Origin of the sequence: Bradyrhizobium sp. CCGB01, from assembly GCF_024199795.1 — a bacterium.
Lineage (GTDB): Bacteria > Pseudomonadota > Alphaproteobacteria > Rhizobiales > Xanthobacteraceae > Bradyrhizobium.
In genome coordinates, this window is the sequence record NZ_JANADK010000001.1 from 7568700 (window position 1) to 7587818 (window position 19119).

The 19119-nt window shown below is 65.4% G+C and carries 21 protein-coding genes, 1 pseudogene and 1 riboswitch; of the genes and pseudogenes, 16 read left to right on the forward strand and 6 right to left on the reverse strand.

What is annotated here, in order from left to right:
- The first annotated feature begins 26 nt into the window (after positions 1-26).
- The gene (locus tag NLM25_RS35605; RefSeq protein ID WP_254139992.1) at positions 27-446 is read left to right on the forward strand and encodes a cytochrome c family protein; all 420 of its coding nucleotides are present in this window, start codon (positions 27-29) and stop codon (positions 444-446) included.
- 9 nt (positions 447-455) lie between these two features.
- Here the strand turns inward: NLM25_RS35605 and NLM25_RS35610 are convergent, their stop codons facing one another.
- A complete protein-coding gene (locus NLM25_RS35610) occupies positions 456-851 on the reverse strand; it encodes a nuclear transport factor 2 family protein (protein ID WP_254139993.1) in 396 nt (131 codons plus the stop codon).
- A gap of 132 nt (positions 852-983) precedes the next feature.
- On the opposite strand from NLM25_RS35610, the gene NLM25_RS35615 reads away from it, so the two are divergent.
- Complete coding sequence (locus NLM25_RS35615) at positions 984-1463, forward strand: Lrp/AsnC family transcriptional regulator (protein ID WP_254122521.1); 480 nt, start codon at positions 984-986, stop codon at positions 1461-1463.
- 2 nt (positions 1464-1465) lie between these two features.
- On the forward strand, positions 1466-1975 hold the full coding sequence (locus NLM25_RS35620; protein WP_254139994.1) for a GNAT family N-acetyltransferase: 510 nt from the start codon (positions 1466-1468) through the stop codon (positions 1973-1975).
- A 13-nt stretch (positions 1976-1988) separates the two neighbouring features.
- Here the strand turns inward: NLM25_RS35620 and NLM25_RS35625 are convergent, their stop codons facing one another.
- Together NLM25_RS35625 and NLM25_RS35630 are read right to left on the reverse strand one after the other, a co-directional pair.
- Entirely contained in the window at positions 1989-2264 is a 276-nt protein-coding gene (locus NLM25_RS35625) for a hypothetical protein (protein ID WP_254139995.1), read from the reverse strand.
- Positions 2257-3051 carry a DUF899 domain-containing protein gene (locus NLM25_RS35630; RefSeq protein ID WP_254139996.1) on the reverse strand — a complete coding sequence of 265 codons (795 nt, stop codon included), beginning with the start codon at positions 3049-3051 and terminating at the stop codon, positions 2257-2259. Before NLM25_RS35630 ends, NLM25_RS35625 begins: the two co-directional genes overlap by 8 nt.
- Before the next feature lie 150 nt (positions 3052-3201).
- Between NLM25_RS35630 and NLM25_RS35635 the strand changes: the two genes are divergently transcribed.
- The 8 genes and pseudogenes from NLM25_RS35635 (at position 3202) to NLM25_RS35670 (ending at position 12831) form a co-directional block, all read left to right on the forward strand.
- Entirely contained in the window at positions 3202-4422 is a 1221-nt protein-coding gene (locus NLM25_RS35635) for a helix-turn-helix domain-containing protein (protein WP_254139997.1), read from the forward strand.
- A gap of 30 nt (positions 4423-4452) precedes the next feature.
- Positions 4453-5091 (forward strand): PQQ-binding-like beta-propeller repeat protein, encoded by a 639-nt coding sequence (locus NLM25_RS35640; RefSeq protein ID WP_254139998.1) that lies wholly within the window; start codon positions 4453-4455, stop codon positions 5089-5091.
- 129 nt (positions 5092-5220) lie between these two features.
- Positions 5221-6789: a DUF4403 family protein gene (locus NLM25_RS35645; RefSeq protein WP_254122527.1), complete on the forward strand. Its 1569-nt coding sequence runs from the start codon at positions 5221-5223 to the stop codon at positions 6787-6789.
- Positions 6790-6925: 136 nt separating this feature from the next.
- A complete protein-coding gene (locus tag NLM25_RS35650) occupies positions 6926-8050 on the forward strand; it encodes an ABC transporter ATP-binding protein (protein ID WP_254139999.1) in 1125 nt (374 codons plus the stop codon).
- Between the two features lie 66 nt (positions 8051-8116).
- The gene (locus NLM25_RS35655) at positions 8117-9175 is read left to right on the forward strand and encodes an ABC transporter substrate-binding protein (protein WP_254141318.1); all 1059 of its coding nucleotides are present in this window, start codon (positions 8117-8119) and stop codon (positions 9173-9175) included.
- Between the two features lie 220 nt (positions 9176-9395).
- Entirely contained in the window at positions 9396-10649 is a 1254-nt protein-coding gene (locus tag NLM25_RS35660) for an ABC transporter permease (RefSeq protein WP_254140000.1), read from the forward strand.
- Positions 10646-11476: an ABC transporter permease gene (locus NLM25_RS35665; protein ID WP_254140001.1), complete on the forward strand. Its 831-nt coding sequence runs from the start codon at positions 10646-10648 to the stop codon at positions 11474-11476. The genes NLM25_RS35660 and NLM25_RS35665 overlap by 4 nt, the downstream gene beginning before the upstream one ends.
- 140 nt (positions 11477-11616) lie before the next feature.
- A pseudogene (locus NLM25_RS35670) lies at positions 11617-12831 on the forward strand (ABC transporter substrate-binding protein).
- Positions 12832-13051: 220 nt separating this feature from the next.
- Here the strand turns inward: NLM25_RS35670 and NLM25_RS35675 are convergent.
- Together NLM25_RS35675 and NLM25_RS35680 are read right to left on the reverse strand one after the other, a co-directional pair.
- Complete coding sequence (locus tag NLM25_RS35675) at positions 13052-13582, reverse strand: PRC-barrel domain-containing protein (RefSeq protein ID WP_254122532.1); 531 nt, start codon at positions 13580-13582, stop codon at positions 13052-13054.
- A 218-nt stretch (positions 13583-13800) separates the two neighbouring features.
- On the reverse strand, positions 13801-14370 hold the full coding sequence (locus NLM25_RS35680; RefSeq protein ID WP_254140002.1) for a hypothetical protein: 570 nt from the start codon (positions 14368-14370) through the stop codon (positions 13801-13803).
- Between the two features lie 180 nt (positions 14371-14550).
- On the opposite strand from NLM25_RS35680, the gene NLM25_RS35685 reads away from it, so the two are divergent.
- Together NLM25_RS35685 and NLM25_RS35690 are read left to right on the forward strand one after the other, a co-directional pair.
- Positions 14551-15291, forward strand: a complete 741-nt coding sequence (locus tag NLM25_RS35685; protein ID WP_254122534.1) for a response regulator — start codon at positions 14551-14553, stop codon at positions 15289-15291.
- Between the two features lie 11 nt (positions 15292-15302).
- Positions 15303-16628, forward strand: a complete 1326-nt coding sequence (locus NLM25_RS35690) for an ATP-binding protein (RefSeq protein WP_254140003.1) — start codon at positions 15303-15305, stop codon at positions 16626-16628.
- Positions 16629-16703: 75 nt separating this feature from the next.
- On the opposite strand, the gene NLM25_RS35695 is transcribed toward NLM25_RS35690, so the two are convergent.
- Positions 16704-16904: a hypothetical protein gene (locus NLM25_RS35695; protein WP_254122536.1), complete on the reverse strand. Its 201-nt coding sequence runs from the start codon at positions 16902-16904 to the stop codon at positions 16704-16706.
- Between the two features lie 229 nt (positions 16905-17133).
- Between NLM25_RS35695 and NLM25_RS35700 the strand changes: the two genes are divergently transcribed.
- The 3 genes from NLM25_RS35700 (at position 17134) to thiS (ending at position 19115) form a co-directional block, all read left to right on the forward strand.
- Complete coding sequence (locus NLM25_RS35700; RefSeq protein ID WP_254140004.1) at positions 17134-17667, forward strand: lytic transglycosylase domain-containing protein; 534 nt, start codon at positions 17134-17136, stop codon at positions 17665-17667.
- Positions 17668-17800: 133 nt separating this feature from the next.
- Positions 17801-17929: riboswitch (TPP riboswitch) on the forward strand.
- Entirely contained in the window at positions 17917-18927 is a 1011-nt protein-coding gene (locus NLM25_RS35705) for an FAD-dependent oxidoreductase (protein WP_254140005.1), read from the forward strand. Its footprint overlaps the riboswitch before it by 13 nt.
- On the forward strand, positions 18918-19115 hold the full coding sequence (gene thiS / locus NLM25_RS35710; RefSeq protein ID WP_063981493.1) for a sulfur carrier protein ThiS: 198 nt from the start codon (positions 18918-18920) through the stop codon (positions 19113-19115). The genes NLM25_RS35705 and thiS overlap by 10 nt, the downstream gene beginning before the upstream one ends.
- Positions 19116-19119 lie beyond the last annotated feature (4 nt).

The following is a 19119-nucleotide window of genomic DNA, read 5'->3' on the forward strand; positions in this document are numbered from 1 at the left end:
CCGCGCGATCACCGATGGAGGCGCAGATGCAATCACGCCCGCAAACCTCGCCAGGCCCATGGCCCCGCGCGATCGCCTGCGCCGGTGTGTTGACGCTGCTCTTGTCCGCGCCCTCCGCGCTCGCGCAGCAGCCGGCGGGCGACGAGGCAGCCCAGCAGGCCTTCAACAATTCATGCCGCACCTGCCACTCCGTGAAGGAAGGCGACAATCGCCTGGGTCCCAACCTCAGCAAGATCGTCGGACGCAAGGCCGGCTCGCTGCCGAACTACAACTACTCTTCGTCAATGAAAGAGGCCGGCTTCACCTGGGACCAGGACAAGCTCACCCGCTTCATGGTCAAGCCGGACGAGGTCGTCTCCGGCAACAAGATGCAGCCCTATGGCGGCGTGTCAGCCGAGGAAGCGGGCAAGATCGTTGCTTATTTGCAGGCGGCGGGCGGGCAATAGGGCCCGGCGCTACGCGGCAGCCGGCTCATACCTCCGCTCGACGTGGAACGACTTCGCTGTGATCAGCCAAGTGTCATTGATGCAGTGAAACGCGAGATAGTCGACATATTGGAGCAGATCGATCCGAACGCGAACCTTCACCAGGGCTTGCGCAGGCGAAGTCACATCGATCAGCAATATCTCCTGAAGGCGCGGTGCATTCTTCGATTTCGGCGACGGGGCCGACGCCAGCATCGCTCGATAGTCGTTCACCGGCAATATCCGCAAGTCGGCATCGCGAAATCCGTGGAGCTGCGCCGTCGGCGCAAAGACGCGGTCGAACTGCGAAACGTCATTGTCGTACATCAGCGTGAAGTAACGATCGACCATCTCCAGCAGAGGCGCGACATCAGGGCTTTCGGTCATGGCTCACTCCATCAGCAGCAAGGTCGGCGCCATCCTTCCCACGGAAAGCCGGGGCATGTCCTAGCGAACTAGGCTAGTCTCGCCGGCTCGGGCGCAACATTGTGCCATTCATGGTCCAACAGGATGCAGTTCATGCCAAAATGCGAGCTGGATGCGATCGACCGGCGCATCGTCACCGAACTCCAGAGCAATGCTCGGTTGAGCAATATCGAACTGGCGGACAAGGTCGGATTGTCGCCATCGCCCTGCCTGCGGCGGGTCCGGCGGTTGGAGCGGGACGGCTATATCGACGGCTACCGCGCCGCCTTGCGGCGTGGCCGCCTCGGGCTAGGCTTCTCGGCCTTCCTCGGCGTCAAGATCAACGACCATGCCAACGATCAGGCGCTGAGCTTCGAGCGGACGGTCGTGGCCATGCCCGAGGTCGTTGCCTGTCACCTCGTTTCCGGGGAGGCTGACTACCTCCTCGAAATCGTCGTGCCGGAATTGGAGGATTACCAGCGCTTTCTCGTCGACAAGCTTCTTAACCTGTCCATCGTGCGGGAGGTGCGCAGCAGCATCGCAATCCAGACCTTGAAGGCTGGCGCGCCATTGCCGCTGGCGCATCTCTCATAGCCATGATCAGACTGCTCACGCCCGCCGACGCAGCTCTCTACCGTCCTGTCAGGCTGGAAGCCCTCGCGACCAATCCCGAAGCTTTCGCCAGCACGTTCGAACGCGAGCAGGACATGCCGCTTGCCTGGTTCGAGGAGCGCCTCTCGGTATCGGACGTCTTCGGAGCGTTCATCGCAGGCGAGCTCGTGGGGACCGCTGGCTTCCGGCGGGAGGACGGCGCGAAGACCGCGCACAAGGCGATGCTCTGGGGGATGTATGTGCAGCCCCCAGCGCGGAAGTCCGGCACGGGGAGACTGCTCGTCGATGCGGTGGCAGCGCACGCTGCGCAGCGCGTCGAGCAGCTCCATCTCGTCGTCGTTAGCGAGAACGTCGCCGCCTTGCGGCTCTACACGGCAGCCGGCTTCGTCGAATACGGTCGCGGCATGAAGGCGTTGAAGGTGGGCGACAGATACTACGATGAGATCCTGATGGTCCTGTTCTTCGACGGAAGCGACGTGACGCGGCCCCGGTGATGCCGGGGCCGCATTAGCGACCGACCCCGCCCCGCCGCTCCGAAATCAACCTCAGCCACGCCGCCGAGTGAAACGCGCTCATCAAGAGATACATCGGCACCATGCCGCCGAGCACGGATGCGTGCCCGGCGGCGCACAGCATGTCCTGCCCGCCGCCGAGCATGGCCGTCAACGCGGCCATGCTCGCAAAGGTCGGCGTGGCCGCCAGCCCAAGCCATCTGGCGAGGTGGCGCGCGGCCACGACGCCATCGCGGCTGGCGCCGGCGGTTGCGCTGACGGGGCTAGTCACGTCCTTCCGCAGCCTCTTCGCGAAAGGCCTTCTCGCCGGCGTCCGAGATCTCGACCCACTTCTTGTCGGGCGCGGCCCCTTCGGTGTAGCTGTCGTGCCAGTTCCACCATTTGTAGGTCGGCGTCTGCGGATAGCCTTTTGGCGAGTCCTCCCAGACCTCCTGCCGGCCGAGCGGCGTGATGTCGAGGTAGTTCCAGGTGCCGCCCATCTGCTCGTCGCCGCGGCTCTTGACGAAATAGGTGCGGAAGATGCGGTTCCCGTCGCGGTAGAACACGTTGGTGCCGTGCCATTCGTCGACGCCGAAATCGGCGTCAAAGCTGTCAGTGACGGTGACCCACGGCATGGTCCAGCCCATTCGCTTCTTCAGCCGCGCGATGTCCGCCTGCGGGGCGCGCGAGGCGAACACGAGCGTGGTGTCGCGGGCGTTGAGATGCGAGACATGGGCGACCTGGTCGGCCACCATGGAGCAGCCGCGGCAGGCATGATCGGGCCAGCCGAACACACCCGGCTCGAAGAAGGCCCGGTAGACGATCAGCTGCCGCCGGCCCTGGAACAGGTCGGTCAAACTGACCTTGCCGCCGGGCCCCTCGAACGCATAGGTTTTGCTGACTTCCATCCACGGCATGCGCCGGCGCGCGGCGGCCAGGGCGTCGCGGGCACGGGTATGCGCCTTTTCCTTCACGAGCAGTTGCTGACGGGCGGCCTCCCAGTCCTGCGGCGACACCACCGGCGGTGTCTGCATGGCGGTCTGTCCGTTCGTCCCTGCTTTGTCTGCTGATGTCATCATGACTCTCCAAACCTCTTGCTTGACGTCTTGCCGGGGCGGCCATTCCGCGTCGCGCGGAACCGCGCGCCCCTCACCGCACATTGTCGGTCGTCAACGATTTCTGGCACCAAGCGGTTGCGCGGTGGGAGTAACAAGTGTGGCGGGATTGTCATGGAGTCGCTGATCACGGCCGCCGCGCGTGCGTTAGAGGCCGGCGATCCGCTCGGCGCGCTGAACCGCGTTGCGCTGCGCAATGATGCGCCGTCGCTGGCGCTGCGCGGCATCGCGATGGCGCAGCTGGGCGATCTCGCGAAGGCGAAGACGCTGCTGCGCAGCGCCGCACGCGCGTTCGGCCCAAGAGAGGCGGTGGCGCGCGCAAGATGCGTGGTCGCGGAAGCCGAGATCGCGCTCGTCTCGCGCGACCTGAACTGGCCGGTGAAAACGCTTGCTGCGGCGCGCGCGACGCTCGAAAAGCACGGCGATCTCGCCAATGCCGCCCATGCGGGTCACATCGAGGCGCGCCGCCTCCTCCTTGTCGGGCGTCTCGACGAGGCCGAGCGCACGCTGGCCGAGCTCGGCGCGGCCCCGCTTCCGCCCGCATCGCAAGTCGTGCGCGAGCTCGTGGTCGCCGGCATCGCAATCCGGCGGCTCAGAACGAAGGACGCGCGCGCGGCGCTCGGCCGCGCGGCACGTGCAGCGCAGCTGGCCGGCATTGCTGCGCTCACGGCCGAGGTCGAAAGTGCGAACCTCGTGCTCGACACGCCCGCGGCGCGCCTGATCGCGCGTGGCAAGGAGCATCCGCTTTTGCTTGGACAGGTCGAAGCGCTGGCGGCGTCCAAAGCGCTTGTCGTGGACACGTTTCATCACACCGTTCGCAAGGGAGGCATCGTCATCTCGTTCGGAACGCGACCGGTGCTGTTCGCGCTTGCCCGCCCCCTGGCGCAGGCGTGGCCCGCGGACGTGTCCCGCGAGGCGCTGATGACCGCGGCGTTTCGGGCGAGGCACGTCGATGAATCGCATCGCGCCCGGCTCCGGGTCGAGATCGGCCGGCTCCGCGCGAAGCTCAAGCCCCTCGCCGACGTGAGCGCAACGAAGCAGGGCTTTGCGCTGTCACCGCGCAAGACGCGAGAGGTCCTCGTGCTGGCACGTCCCGTCGAGGAAAAGCACGCCGCGGTGCTCGCCTTCCTCTCCGACGGCGAGCCCTGGTCGAGCTCGGCGCTCGCGCTGGCGCTGGGAACGAGCGCGCGCAGCGTGCAGCGGGCGCTCGAAGAGCTGGCGCGGTCGAACAAGGTGCAGTCCTTCGGACACGGACGGGCCCGACGCTGGATGACGCCCCCGGTCCCGGGTTTCCCGACAGGCTTGTTACTCCCCGGACCGCTCCTGAAGACGTAGGATTGCGAACACATCACAGGGATCGAGCACATGAAGCGTTCAGCCGCCGAGATCGTCAGGGAGTACGGACCGTTTGCGGGTGTGGAGGCCGTGCATGGCGTCACCTATGACGGCACCCATGTCTGGTTCGCATCCGGCGACAAGCTGAATGCGGTCGATCCCGCCAGCGGCACGATCGCACGCTCCATCGACGTCGCCGCGCATGCGGGGACAGCGTTCGACGGCCGGCACCTGTTCCAGATCGCGGAGGATCGCATCCAGAAGATCGACGCCGCCACCGGCAAGGTGCTCACCACCATCCCCTCACCCGGCGGCGGTGGCGATTCGGGATTGGCCTGGGCGGAGGGTTCGCTTTGGGTCGGTCAATATCGCGAGCGCAAGATCCATCAGGTCGATCCGGAAACGGGAAAGATCCTCCGCACCATCGAGAGCAGGCGCTTCGTGACTGGCGTCACCTGGGTCGACGGCGAGCTCTGGCATGGCACCTGGGAGGGCGAGGATAGCGACATCAGGCGGATCGACCCCGAGAGCGGCAAGGTGCTGGAGCAGCTCGACCTGCCCGCCGGGACGATGGTTTCAGGGTTGGAGTCCGACGGCGGCGACCGGTTCTTCTGCGGAGGCGGCCCTCGCGGCAATGTGAGAGCGGTCCGCCGTCCCCGGCGCAGCTAGGTGCGCGCATGCGCGGCGCCGGCGCGTCGCAGCCGTTAACCTGTTCGCCCCAATTCCACCCCACCGGTGCGCTCTAGCGCCCTCCTCGCCCGCCCTGTAAAATCCCCGCCGGGGCGGCTTGGGGGATAGATGCGTCTGACGTTGAATTTCAAAACCGTCCTGATCGCCGTGGCGGTGCTCGCGGCGTCGTTTTTCATCAGCCTGAAAGCGATGGACTGGCTGTCGCCGCGCGCAACCACGACTGCGCCGCCGGTCGCGCAATTGCCGCCGCTGCCGCCGGTCTCGAAGAGCTCGATCGTGGTGGCGCCGGTTGCCATCGCGATATCGGCGATCCGGGAGCAGGCCGAGAAGGCCGCCCCGCGCAATTTCGCCGGCAAGGCCGACAACCCGATCTCGCAGATCCTGGAGAACGCCGACATCGGCTGGAGCGCCGTGCGCGGGCCGATGGCGGCCGCCGGCGACAAGGACGTGCTGACGATCTCGACGCCGCTCAATGGCAAGCTGAACGTGACGGGCTCGCTGTCGTCCAAGGCCACCGGGGCGCTCGGCGACGCGCTCGGCAGCGTGCTCGGCGGTGACGCAGCGAAACGGATCGGCGCGGTCAACATCAAGAATCTGAATGCGAGCGCCGAGATCAAGGGCAACGTGGTCGTCACCTCGCGCCCGAAGCTCGCGGCCAACTGGCATCTGGAACCCAATCTCGGCGCCCAGGTCAATCTCGGCGACACCAACCTCAACGTCTCCGGCGCCAAGGTCAACGTGCCGGCGCAGGTGAAGCCTCTGATCGACAAGAACGTCGGCGAGCAGATCAACATCGTCTCCGAGCGGATCCGCAACGATCCGTCGCTGCGGGAGAATGCGAAGCTGCAATGGGCTAAGGCCTGCCGCTCGATCCCGCTGCAAGGCTCGAGCTCTTCGGCCGCGCTGCCGCCGCTCTGGCTCGAGATGAAACCGACCCGCGCCATCGCGGCGCAGCCGCGCGTCGACGCGCAGAACGTGACGCTGCTGCTCGGCCTCGAGCTCGAGACACGCGTCACCTCGACGTCCACCAAGCCGGACTGCCCGTTCCCCGACAAGATCTCGATCGTGCCGCCGACCGGCACCGGCGTGAACATCGGCGTGCCGATCGACGTGCCCTTCACCGAGATCAACAAGCTGATCGCCGCGCAGATGGTCGGCCACACCTATCCCGAGGACGGCTCGGGCCCGGTCGACGTCACCGTCAAGAGCGTCAACGTGGTCCCGTCGGGCGACCGGCTGCTGATCTCGCTGCTGGTGCGCGCCAAGGAAAAGAAGAGCTGGCTCGGCCTTGGTGCCGAGGCGACCGTGCACATCTGGGGCCGGCCGATGCTCGACCAGGCGCAGCAGACGCTGCGGCTCGCCGACATCCAGCTCGCGGTGGAATCCGAGGCCGCCTTCGGCCTGCTCGGGGCCGCCGCACGCGCGGTGGTGCCGCAGATGCAGCAGGCGCTGGTGCAGAAAGCGACGCTCGACCTGAAGCCGATCGCCGCCAATGCGCGCGAGAAGATCGCGGCCGCGATCGCCGACTACCAGAAGAGCGAGGACGGCCTCAAGGTCGACGCGAAGATCGACAGCCTGACGCTCGCCGACATCGCCTTCGATTCAAAGACGCTGCGCGTGGTCGCGGAAGCCGGCGGCACGCTGAACGTGTCGGTGACGAAGCTGTCGGGGATGTGAGGATGCCTTCACTCGCCTCGCCTCGCCGCGTCTCCGTCGCTTGCGCCGCTGGCATTCTCGTCGGAGGATGCTAAGCTGCTCCTCGCAACCTCGAACGAGGTGTTGACAGCACGATAGCTGATAACGCGAGGGCAATATGGAAGCCGGCATGGTCACGCCTGCGCCGGCACTGGTGCGGTTTTCCGGCATTCAGAAGACCTATGATGGCGAGCACCTCGTGGTGAAGAACCTCGATCTCGACATCAGGAAGGGCGAGTTCATCACCCTGCTCGGTCCGTCGGGCTCGGGCAAGACGACCACGCTGATGATGTTGGCTGGCTTCGAGGTTCCGACCCATGGCGAGATCTACCTCGCTGACCGGTCGATCAAGAACGTGCCGCCGCACAAGCGCGACATCGGCATGGTGTTCCAGAACTATGCCCTGTTTCCGCACCTGACGATCGCGGAAAACATCGCCTTCCCGCTGTCCGTGCGCAAGATCGACAAGTCGGAAACGCAGGAGCGCGTCAAAGCGGCGCTGCGCATGATCAAGATGGAACCGCTGGCGCAGCGGCGGCCCGGGCAGCTGTCCGGCGGTCAACAGCAGCGCGTGGCGCTGGCCCGCGCGCTGGTTTTCAATCCGCAACTCGTGCTGATGGACGAGCCGCTTGGCGCTCTGGACAAGCGCCTGCGGGAGCAGATGCAGCTGGAGATCAAGCAACTGCACGAGACGATGGGCATCACCGTCGTCTACGTCACCCACGATCAGAGTGAAGCGCTCACCATGTCGGACCGCATCGCCGTATTCAACGACGGCATCGTGCAGCAGATCGACAAGCCCGACGCGCTGTATGAGCATCCGGTGAACAGCTTCGTTGCTCACTTCATCGGCGAGAACAATGTGCTGGCCGGCACCGTCGAGACGGTCGAAAGGGAATATTGCCGCGTCGTCCTGACAGGTGGCGGCGCCGTGACCGCACGGGCGGTTAATGTATCGGGTGTGGGCGCATCGACTTCGCTGTCGGTGCGGCCGGAGCGGGTCGCCATCATCCCGGATGGCACTTCCAGCGACGGACCGAACCGGCTGCCGGCCAAAGTGCAGAACACCATCTATCTCGGCGACCACGCGCTGGCCGTGCTCGATGTCGCCGGCAACGGGGAATTCATGGTCAAGCTTCAGCCGGGAGCGCATGACAGCCCGCGACATGGCCGCCTAACACCTGGCGAAAGCGTGTTCATTACGTTCCGCCCCGAGGACTGCCTGGCCCTCGATCCCGTCTGATCCCGACATGAGCGAACCTGCATCGATTAACGTCAATGCAACCCACATGAAGAAGGAACAATGACCATGCTGAAGCGCAAGACTGGCAAGATTGCTCTGGGTTTCGTCGCGGCGTTCACTGCCAGCGCAGCGCTGGCCACGGTCGCGCAGGCGCGTGACCTCACCGTCGTGTCGTGGGGCGGCGCGTATCAGGACGCCCAGAAGAAGGTCTATTTCGAGCCGTTCAAGAAAGCAGCCGGCGTTGCGATGAACGACGAGTCCTGGGACGGCGGCGTCGGCGTGTTGCGCGCCAAGGTGCAGGGTGGCGCCGCCACCTGGGATGTCGTCCAGGTCGAGAGCGACGAACTCGCGGTCGGCTGCGAGGAAGGCCTGTTCGAGAAGATGGACTATACGAAGATCGGCGGCGAGGCCGCCTATATCCCGCCGTCCGTCAATCCCTGCGGCGTCGGCGCCATCCTCTACGATTTCGTACTCGGCTACGACAAGGACAAGCTGAAGGAGCCGCCCAAAGGCTGGGCCGACTTCTTCGACACCAAGAAGATTCCCGGCAAGCGCGCCTTGCGTCAGGGCCCGAAGACCACGCTTGAGATCGCCCTCATGGCCGACGGCGTTCCGCCGAAGGACGTCTACAAGGTGCTGGCGACCGACGAAGGCGTCGATCGCGCGTTCAAGAAGCTCGACAGCATCAAGGGTGACCTCGTCTGGTGGAAGGCCGGCGCGCAGCCGCCGCAATTGCTCGCCTCCGGCGAGGTGGCGATGACCTCGGTCTACAATGGCCGCATCGACACCGCGAACAAGAGCGAGAAGAAGAACTTCGGCATGGTGTGGGACGGAGCGCTCTTCACGCTCGACAGCTGGGTCATCCTGAAGGGCAGCCCGAACAAGGACGCCGCCTACAAATTCCTGGACTTCGCAGGCAAGGCGGAGAACCAGTCAAAACTGTCGGAGAACATCGCCTACGGCACCTCGAACAAGGACGCTGCCGGTAAGCTCGCGCCCGCCGTTCTGAAGGACCTGCCGACAGCGCCTGACAACATCAAGAACGCGGTCGAGATCAACGTTGGCTTCTGGCTCGAGAACATCGATCGCCTGACCGAGCGCTTCAACAAATGGGCGGCAAAATAGCACGCAACCAAATGGGCGCTGAGGGAAAGACGTGGCGGATAGCCCGCCCGCCGCGCATCCTTCGAGACGCCCGCCTACGGCGGGCCCTCAGGATGAGGTCTGAGTCTGTGTCGACGATTGTACAGACACGGATGTCAAAGAGCCTCATCCTGAGGAGACCGCGAAGCGGTCGTCTCGAAGGACGAGGCGCTTGCTCAGGCCGCTCCACGAGGCTCCTCCCATGACGGCAGCCTCCGCCAATGTATCGACAGAAGTGCCGCTCAAGCGCCGCCTGAAGCGGGCGGAGCGCGCACGACAGGTCAAGGCATTGGCACTGGTTCTGCCGCTTCTGCTGTTTCTGCTCTTCACTTTCGCAGGCCCGATCGCCGGCATGCTGTGGCGCGCGGTCGATGACCGCGAGGTGCGTCAGGTCCTGCCTCAAACGATCGCTGCACTCGCCAGTTGGGACGGCAAGGACCTGCCGAATGAGGCGGCCTACGCGGCGCTGGCAAGCGACATCCTGGCGGCGCGGGCCTCCGGCACCATCGCCATCGCGGCCAAACGGCTCAATTACGCCCTGAACGGCTTTCGTACGATCCTGATCAGCACGGCGCGCAATCTGAAGGCGATGCCGGAGCCCGGCACGGCCGCGGAGACGCTGGGCAAGATCAACCCGGCCTGGCGCGAACGCACCACCTGGACGACGATCAAGAACGCCGGCGGTCCGGTGACCGGCTTCTACCTTCTCGCGGCGCTCGACATGACGCGGAACGCGGACGGCGCGATCGTCGCAGCCCCACCGGATCAGGCCATCTACCGAGACGTTTTTGCGCGCACCTTCCTCATCAGCCTCGGTGTCACCGCGCTCTGCCTGATCCTCGGCTTCCCGGTCGCCTACCTGCTGGCGGCACTGCCGCCGGGCCGGTCGAACCTGCTGATGATCTTCGTCCTGCTGCCGTTCTGGACGTCGCTTCTGGTTCGCACCTGCGCCTGGATCGTGCTGTTGCAGAGCAAGGGCGTCGTGAACGACAGCCTGCACTGGCTTGGCATCATCGATGAGCCGTTGCGTCTGATCTACAACCGCTTCGGTGTCTGCGTGGCCATGACCCACGTTCTCCTGCCGTTCATGATCCTGCCGCTGTACAGCAGCATGAAGGCGATCTCGCCCGCTTACATGCGTGCCGCCGCCTCGCTCGGTGCGCCACCCCTCACCGCCTTCCTGCGGATCTACCTGCCTCAAACCCTGCCCGGCATCGGCGCGGGAAGCCTGCTCGTCTTCATCCTGGCGCTCGGCTACTACATCACGCCGGCGCTCGTCGGGGGCGCCGCCGACCAGATGATCAGCTACTTCATCGCGCTCTACACCACCGAGACGGCCAATTGGGGCCTTGCTTCGGCTTTGGGTGCGGTGCTGCTGCTGGCCACGCTTCTGCTCGCTCTCGTCTACGGCAAGCTGGTGCAGGGACAGCAGGTCACGGGAGGCATGAAGAATTGAGCGATCAATCCTCCCTCCGCACGCCCAGCCAGCGCATTGCGTGGACCGCGACCATCGTGATCTCCACGCTGGTGTTCGTCTTCCTGATCGCGCCGATCCTGGCGATCATGCCGCTGTCCTTCAGCTCGGGCTCGTACCTCACCTATCCGCTGCCGGGCCTCTCCCTGCGCTGGTACGACGACTTCATCAATTCGCCGCGCTGGATGAATTCGCTGAAGAACAGCATGATCATCGGTGTAGCCTCGACGCTGCTGTCGATGGCTCTCGGCACGCTGGCCGCGCTCGGGCTCGCGCAGTGGAAGAGCCGGTTCAAGCCACTCGTGCTGGCTTTCGTGCTGTCGCCGGTCGTCGTGCCCGGTGTCATCACCGCGGTCGGCCTGTATTTCTTCTTCGCGCCGATCGGACTGACCGGCAGTTATCTCGGCTTGATCCTGGCCCACACTGCGCTGGCGACGCCGTTTGTCGTGATCACGGTCGGCGCGACGCTGCAAAGCTTCGACACCAATTTGGCGCGCGCTGCCGCCTCGCTCGGCGCCTCGCCGCTTGAGGCGTTCCGCCGCGTGATCCTGCCGCTGATCCTGCCCGGCCTGGCGTCGGGTGCGCTGTTCGCTTTCGCGACCAGCTTCGATGAGGTGGTGATCGTGCTCTTCATGGCGGGTCCCGAACAGCGCACCCTGCCGCGCGAGATGTTCAGCGGCATCCGCGAGAACATCAGCCCGACCATCACGGCAGCGGCGGTGATTTTGACGACGGTCTCGGTCATCCTGCTCGCCACCCTCGAAGGCCTGCGCCGCCGCAACGAACGGCTCAAGGGCAACAGCGCCTGACCGGCCGCGAAGGAACACCGCTCGCCCCTTCCCTTTTTGCATCCCGCCACGGCGCGGATTGCTTAGCTGCCGCGACCGATTGTCGCTAGAACCTCCCCTGCAACAACGCCCAAACAACAACACACAGGGAGAAAACAACCATGCAAAAACTCGTCGCCGCCATCGCGGCCGGTCTCGCCCTCGCCGCCACATCAGGCACGGCGCAGGCGCAGATCTCCGACGACGTCGTCAAGATCGGCGTGCTCACGGACATGTCGAGCCTCTATGCGGATGCGACCGGCAAGGGCTCGCTCGCGGCCGTCGAGATGGCGGTCGCCGATTACGGCGCCAAGGTCGCCGGCAAGCCCGTGCAGGTCGTCGCCGCCGATCACCAAAACAAGCCCGATGTCGGCGTCAACATCGCCCGCAACTGGTACGACAACGACAAGGTGGACGCGATCTTCGACGTGCCGACGTCCTCGGTCGCATTGCCGATCTCGGCACTGACCCGCGAGAAGAACAAGATCAACATCAATTCCGGCGGCGGCTCGTCCGACATCACCGGCCCCGCCTGCTCGCCCAACACGGTGCACTAGACCTACGACACCTATGCGCTGTCGAACGTCGCCGGCAAGGCGATGGTGAAGCGCGGCGAGGACACCTGGTTCTTCGTCACCGCCGACTATGCCTTCGGCATGGCGCTGCAGCGCGACGCCGCCAACGTCGTCAAGGAGAGCGGCGGCAAGGTGCTCGGCGAAGTGCGCCATCCCCTCAACTCCTCGGACTTCTCGTCCTTCCTGCTCCAGGCCCAGGCCTCCAAGGCCAAGGTGGTCGCGCTGGCGAACGCCGGCGGCGACACCACCAACGCGCTGAAGCAGGCGGCCGAGTTCGGCCTGACCCAGGGCGGCCAGAAGATGATCGCGCTGTTGCAGGAGATCACCGACACGCATTCGCTCGGCATCAAGGCCACGCAAGGCCTGATCGTCACCGACGCGTTCTACTGGGACATGAACGAGGAGACGCGCGCCTTCTCCAAGCGGTTCAACGAGAAGGTCGGTCACATGCCGACCATGATCCAGGCCGGGCTCTATTCGGCGACCATGCACTATCTGAAGGCGATCGATGCCATCAAGACCGACGAGGCGCCGAAGGTGATGGAGCAGATGCGCAAGACGCCGGTCAACGACTTCTTCGCCAAAAACGGCAAGATCCGCATCGACGGCCGCATGGTGCACGACATGTATCTGTTCGAGGTCAAGAAGCCGGAGGAATCCAAGGGCGAGTGGGATCTCTACAAGCTGATCGCCACCGTGCCCGGCGACGAAGCCTTCCGTCCCCTCGACAAGGGCGGTTGCCCGCTGGTGAAGTCGAATTGAGCGACCGACGGCCGGCGCCAATTCCTCATCCTGAGGAGCGCATCTTCGCGCGTCTCGAAGGATGAAGGCCCGGCTGGTGGCCTAGCCCTTCGAGACGCGCGCGAATTGCGCGCTCCTCAGGGTGAGGGTCAAACATATCGCAATGACGGGAGAGAAAAAACGACACGACAGCGCGCCCGGTGAAAACCAGGCGCGCTTCGTTCAAGTGGCTAGAAGCCCATTACTCCGAGTACTTGAACTCGGGCATGTTCTTCAGCTCGTCCTTGCTGGCGTTGAACACGGCGTGGTCCGGATACCATTTCGACGAGGACGTCGTCGTGGTCGCAGCGGGCTTGTCGGTGCCGGTCGCAGCGCCCGTCGTCGTGGTCGCGGCGGGCTTGGCACCCGGGTTCGTGCCGGTGCCGGTATAGGCCACGGCCTGGTTGACGAACTTCAGCTTCTCGTAGGGGACGGCGACCAGATGCTCGCCCATGCCGAGGAAGCCGCCGACACCAATCACGGCGATCTTGACGGCGCCGTTCTTGTCCATCAGCAGGTCGTTGATCGAGCCAATGTTCTCGTTGGCCTCGTTGTAGATCTTCAGGCCCGCCATCTTCGAGGCACGCCACTCGCCCGACGCTGTCGTCGTCGTGGCCGTGGTGGTGGCGGCAGGAGCCATCTTGTCGCCGGTGGCGGTCGGCGATTGCGCGAACGCAACTGTCGCAAGCAGCGCGGTGCCGGCGAGGCCGGCGGCGATCGATTTCATCAACATTGTTGTCCTCTCCTTCAGCAGAAAACTTGTACGGAGAAAACAGCGCTGATCACGTGCAGTTCCTTGCGTGCAGCATTTTCGTCGCGCGATGCGCGAACCTGCAATTGTTCCTAAGTCACTCAGGAACATTTTGCAGCGCACGATTCCTCGCCGACGATCGCGCGCCCTGGGTGAAGCACGATCGCGGCGAGGAACGCGCAGACCTGCGTCGCTTCAGGTCAGCTCTTGTAGTCGATGAGAAGCGCGGAGAAGTCGGAGTTGCTCGATGAGCTGCCGGTGGCGCCGTAGGACGATGCCGACGATTGCGACTGCTGGAGCGCCTGGAGGAACTGCTGGAGGATCTCGGCCGTCGTCGAGTCAGTCGACGTGCTGCTGGTCGAGTCCGTCGACGACGAATCCGAAGTGCTGTCATCCGGCGGCGGACCGGGCGGCGGCCCGCCCGCACCACCGGGACCGCCGGCGCCGCCGGGACCGTTGGCGAAGGCGGACTGGAACACGTTCTTCAGCTCGTCGGCCTGGTCCGACGTCAACGTCCCGTTCGACACCTCGTTGGAAATGAGGTCGTCGATCTTCGACTGCATCTCGTCCTTGGAGGGACGCGTGCCGCTCGACTGATCGCTGGACCGGCTCGACTGCAAGGCCGTGTCGATGTCGGTCAGCGCCGTCGAAAGCGCCGACTGGTCGGACGACGAGATCGTGCCGGCGGAAACTTCCGATTGCAACTCCTGCTGCAGCCGCTGCAGGGGCGACTGGTAGTTACCGGCGGAGGCGGCCGAAATCGAGGTCATGAGGGCTCCGGGGTTCTTGCGGGGTTTCGTTGCTGACACCGTCACGGTATGGTTAACGGCGTTAACGAGACCTTGCTGTTTCCCTGCCCAGGTATTGCCGGGTGTTGCGCCCCGGCAGCCAGAAACAATCCGAAACAAAAATCTTCGCCATTTGGCCCGAATCTTGGACAAACAAAGCTCATGGCCATTCCCAATCCCAACATCCTGGTCGTCGAGGACGACCGCGAAACCCGGACGTTGATTGCGAAGTACCTGCGCAACAACGCCTGCAACGTCACCGCCGTGAGCGATGGCCGCGAGATGTCGCGTGCCATGGCCGATCACAGGGTCGACCTCATCATCCTCGACGTCATGCTGCCCGGCGAGGACGGCTTGAGCCTGTGCCGCAAGGTACGCTCGGAGGCGCAGACGCCGATCATCATGCTGACCGCGCGCGGCGAGGACGTCGATCGCATCGTCGGCCTCGAGATGGGCGCGGACGACTATCTGCCGAAACCCTTCAACCCGCGCGAGCTGCTCGCACGCATCAACGCGGTGCTGCGCCGCCAGGCCGCAGCTCAAGCGGCAAGCTCGATCGAGGGCGCCTCCACGCTCGCCTTCGAAGGCTGGCGCATCGATCTGCGCCTGCGCGAGCTGCGCAATCCGGAAGGCGCGCGCGTCGCGGTGACCAGCGCCGAGTTCGATCTCTTGCGGACCTTCTGCGAACGGCCCGGCCGCGTGCTGTCGCGCGACAGCCTGCTCGACCTCACGCAGGGCCGCAACACCGGCTCGTTCGAGCGCTCCATCGACGTGCTGGTGAGCCGCATCCGCCGCAAGATCGAGCCCAATCCGGCCGATCCGACCATCATCAAGACGGTGCGCTCCGGCGGCTATCTGTTCACGCCCAGGACCGAAGCGGTTGCGGCGCCTCTGAGCAGCTGAGAGCGCCGACGATGAAGCCGTTCGGGTTTTTCCACCTCAAGGGTATCGGCGGGCAGATCGCCGCGCTGGTGCTGGCTTCGACCGTCGCGCTGCACCTCGTCGTCACCACCGCCTTCCTGATCACCCGGCCGGACCGCCCCGACGCGCCGCCGGATGGCGCCCGTCAATTGACCGATGCCGCGTTGCTGCTCGGCTCGGCCGATGCCAGCGAGCGGCCGCGCCTCATGGCGGATCTCACGCGCGCCTTCCCGAAGCTCGGCCTCGAGACCATCGTGCCCGGCACGGTGGCGACCGTCGACGAGAGCGAAGGTATGCACGTGCACGGGGTGCGCCGCCACCTCGGCCACGCCTACAAGGTGACGCAGCTCGCGCCCGAAGGCGGTGCGCGGCGCATCGGCGTGGAATTGCCCGACGGCGCCATGATCGCCGGCCATGTCGAGGGCGGGCCGCGGCCGTGGTTCTGGGGCGCACCGTGGCTGGTGACGCTGATGACCGCCTTCATCTGCATCAGCGTGCTGGGCCTGTGGGCGGCGCGCGCGCTGGCCGCGCCGCTGTCGTCCTTCGCCAGGGCCGCCGAGAACTTCAGCCTGGACGGGGCGGCCGATCCGCTGCCCGAGCGCGGCCCGGAGGAGATCCGCTCGGTCGCGCGCGCGCTCAACCGCATGCATGAGCGGATCGCAGGGCTGATGTCGGATCGCACCCGGATGCTGGCGGCGATCAGCCACGACCTGCGAACGCCGATCACGCGGCTGCGCCTGCGCGCCGAGTTCATCGAGGACGAGGGCAACCGCAAGCGCATGCTGATCGACCTCGACCAGATGCGGTCGATGCTGGAATCCGTGTTGTCGCTGCTGCGCAACGACCGCAAGATCGAGGCGGTGACGCTGGTCGACATCGCGAGCACGCTGCAGCTCATCGCCGACCAGTTCGGCGATATGGGCCATGTCGTGCACTATGACGGGCCCGCTTCGGCGACTGCCGCCGCGCGGCCCGACGATCTGCACCGCGGCGTCACCAATCTCGTCGAGAACGCGGTGCGCTTCGGCGCCGAGGTGACGATCCGCCTCGATATCTCGGGCACCACGCTCGTCATCGACGTCGAGGATGACGGCCCCGGCATCTCGGATGCACGCAAGCAGGAGATGCTGGAGCCGTTCGTGCGCGGCGACGACGCGCGCACCATGGACGATTCCACCGGCTTCGGGCTCGGTCTGTCGATCGCGCGCGCGATCGCGCTCGCCCATGGCGGCGAGCTGTCCTTGCACGACCGCGACCCGCACGGACTGATCGTGCGCATGCAGTTGCCGGTGTGGCAGCAGCCGCGGCTGGCCGCGTAGGCACGACCCGAAGCGCCGCGCTAGCGCAAAGTGCGCAGCGGTCTTCCGAACAAGATCATGCCCTGGGACAACGCCTCAGGCGGCGAGCGGCGGATGCTCGATCGCGTGCGCATCGAAGATCGCCACCGCCTCGAAGCGGTAGCCGCAGGCGTGGCACTTCCAGAGATAGGAAACGCGGCCTTCGCCCGGCTCGATCCAGTCGGGAGACGGGATCGGTGTCGCACATTGTGCACACGGATTCTGCTTGGGGATGTCGCCGATGTAAGCCCGAGTCATGGACGTCCTCCCGAATGCTGGTTTTGAATAGCGATTTTTGGGCGACTGCACCAATGGACAGACCTGCTGTCGCGTAATGCACTCCGCCAGCTTCGAACTTAACTTAGGTTTAAGTCGTAAAAACGACGGCCCGGCGAAAATCGCCGAAGGCGGCGTTTCGCCACATCATCGCCGTGTTCCCACGGCCTAACGCGCACGGGTGCAGGTGAGTTCTGCAGAGGAATATTTCATGAAAATTTTGCGTATTGCCGTGCTCGCTGCAGCGGGTCTGATGATGGCGCAGGCGGCGAATGCCGGCGAAGCCGAATACGCCGAGATGGTCGCGGCCCATGCCCGCGCCAATGGCGTGCCGGAGGCGCTGGTGCATCGCGTGATCATGCGCGAGAGCCGCTATCAGCCCGGGCTCGTCGGCCGTGGCGGCACCATCGGCCTGATGCAGATCAAGCTCGCGACCGCCCGCGGGGTCGGCTACACCGGCGACGCCGCCGGCCTGCGCGATCCCAACACCAACCTCACCTATGCCGTCAAATATCTCGCCGGCGCCTATCACGCCGCCAATGGCGACCACGCCCGAGCCGTGCGTTATTTCGCGGGCGGCTATTACTACGTCGCAAAGCGGCAGCGGCAGGAACAGATGGTGCAGCAGGCCAGCGCCGACACCTGGCTCGAGCCCAACGGCAATCCGCAGCCGATGTTCGGAACCGCGCCGCACAGGAAGCTTGCCCAGCGCGTCCGTAACGCGCGGGCGCAGGTTTCTCACTAACATCGTCATTCCGGGGCGGTCCGCTAGGACCGAACCCGGAATCTCGAGATTCCGGGTTCGATGCTTCGCATCGCCCCGGAATGACAGCATTGTGGCTAACGCGTTGACACCAGCGCCCACTGGCATACATTAGAGCCGTTCCGAGGGGTGCTCCGAGGAGGAGCTGAGATACCGCTAAATGGGCAAATCCGCCCAAGACCGCGGTGACCCTTTGAACCTGATCCGGGTCATGCCGGCGAAGGGACAGGGATGTTGCAGACGACCAAGCGACCGGATTCCCCGGTATCCATCATCGGCGCAGGCATTGCAGGCGCCTGGCAGGCACTGTTGTTCGCGCAGGCCGGCCACGCCGTGACCCTACACGAGCGCGGTGACGCCGCGATGACCGATTCCACCAGCCATTGGGCCGGCGGCATGCTCGCGCCCTGGTGCGAGGCGGAGGTCGCCGAGCCCATTATCTCCCGGCTCGGCCAGCACTCCCTCGACATCTGGCGGCGCGAGCTGCCCGACACGCCCTTCAATGGTTCCCTGGTCGTCGCCCACCCGCGCGAGCGCAATGATTTTGAGCGTTTTGCGCGGATGACCGAAGGCCACCGCCGGCTCGATGCCGCGGCTCTTGCCGAGCTCGAGCCGTCGCTGGAGGGCCGATTTCGCGATGCGCTGTTCTTCCCGACCGAGGGCCATGTCGAGCCGCGCCGCGTGCTGCCGAAGCTGCACGAGCGCATCAAAGCTGCCGGCGGCACCATCAAGTTCTCCAGCGACGTCAGCGCCGCTGATCTGGAGGGCATCGTGATCGACTGCCGCGGCCTCGGCGCACGCGAGGAGCAGCCGGAGCTTCGCGGCGTCAAGGGCGAGATGATCCTGATCGAGACCGGCGAGGTGCAGCTTTCGCGCCCGGTGCGGCTGATCCATCCGCGCTGGCCGCTCTACGTCATCCCGCGCGAGGACAATCTGTTCATGCTGGGCGCGACCTCGATCGAGGCCGAGGACACCGGCGTCAGCGTGCGCTCGGCGCTGGAGCTGCTGGGCGCGGCCTATGCCGTGCATCCGGCTTTCGGCGAGGCGCGGATCGTCGAATTCGGCTCGGGTCTCAGGCCCGCCTACCCGGACAATCTGCCGCGCATCGGCGTGCGCGGCGGCCGGATCAGCGTCAATGGGCTCTACCGCCACGGCTTCCTGATCGCACCGGCGCTCGCCGAGCTGACGCTTGGCTATGTCGAGCGCGGCCAGATCGACAATGAGGTGATGCAATGCGGGTGATCGTCAACGGCGAGCAACGCGAGGTGAATTCAGCCAGCGTCGACGCGCTGCTGAGCGAGCTCGACTACGAAGGCACGCATTTCGCCATCGCGCTGAACTACGACGTCGTGCCGAAGAGCCGCTGGGCCGAGACCCACCTCAAGGCCGGCGACGAGATCGAGATCATCACGCCGCGGCAGGGAGGGTGAGGAC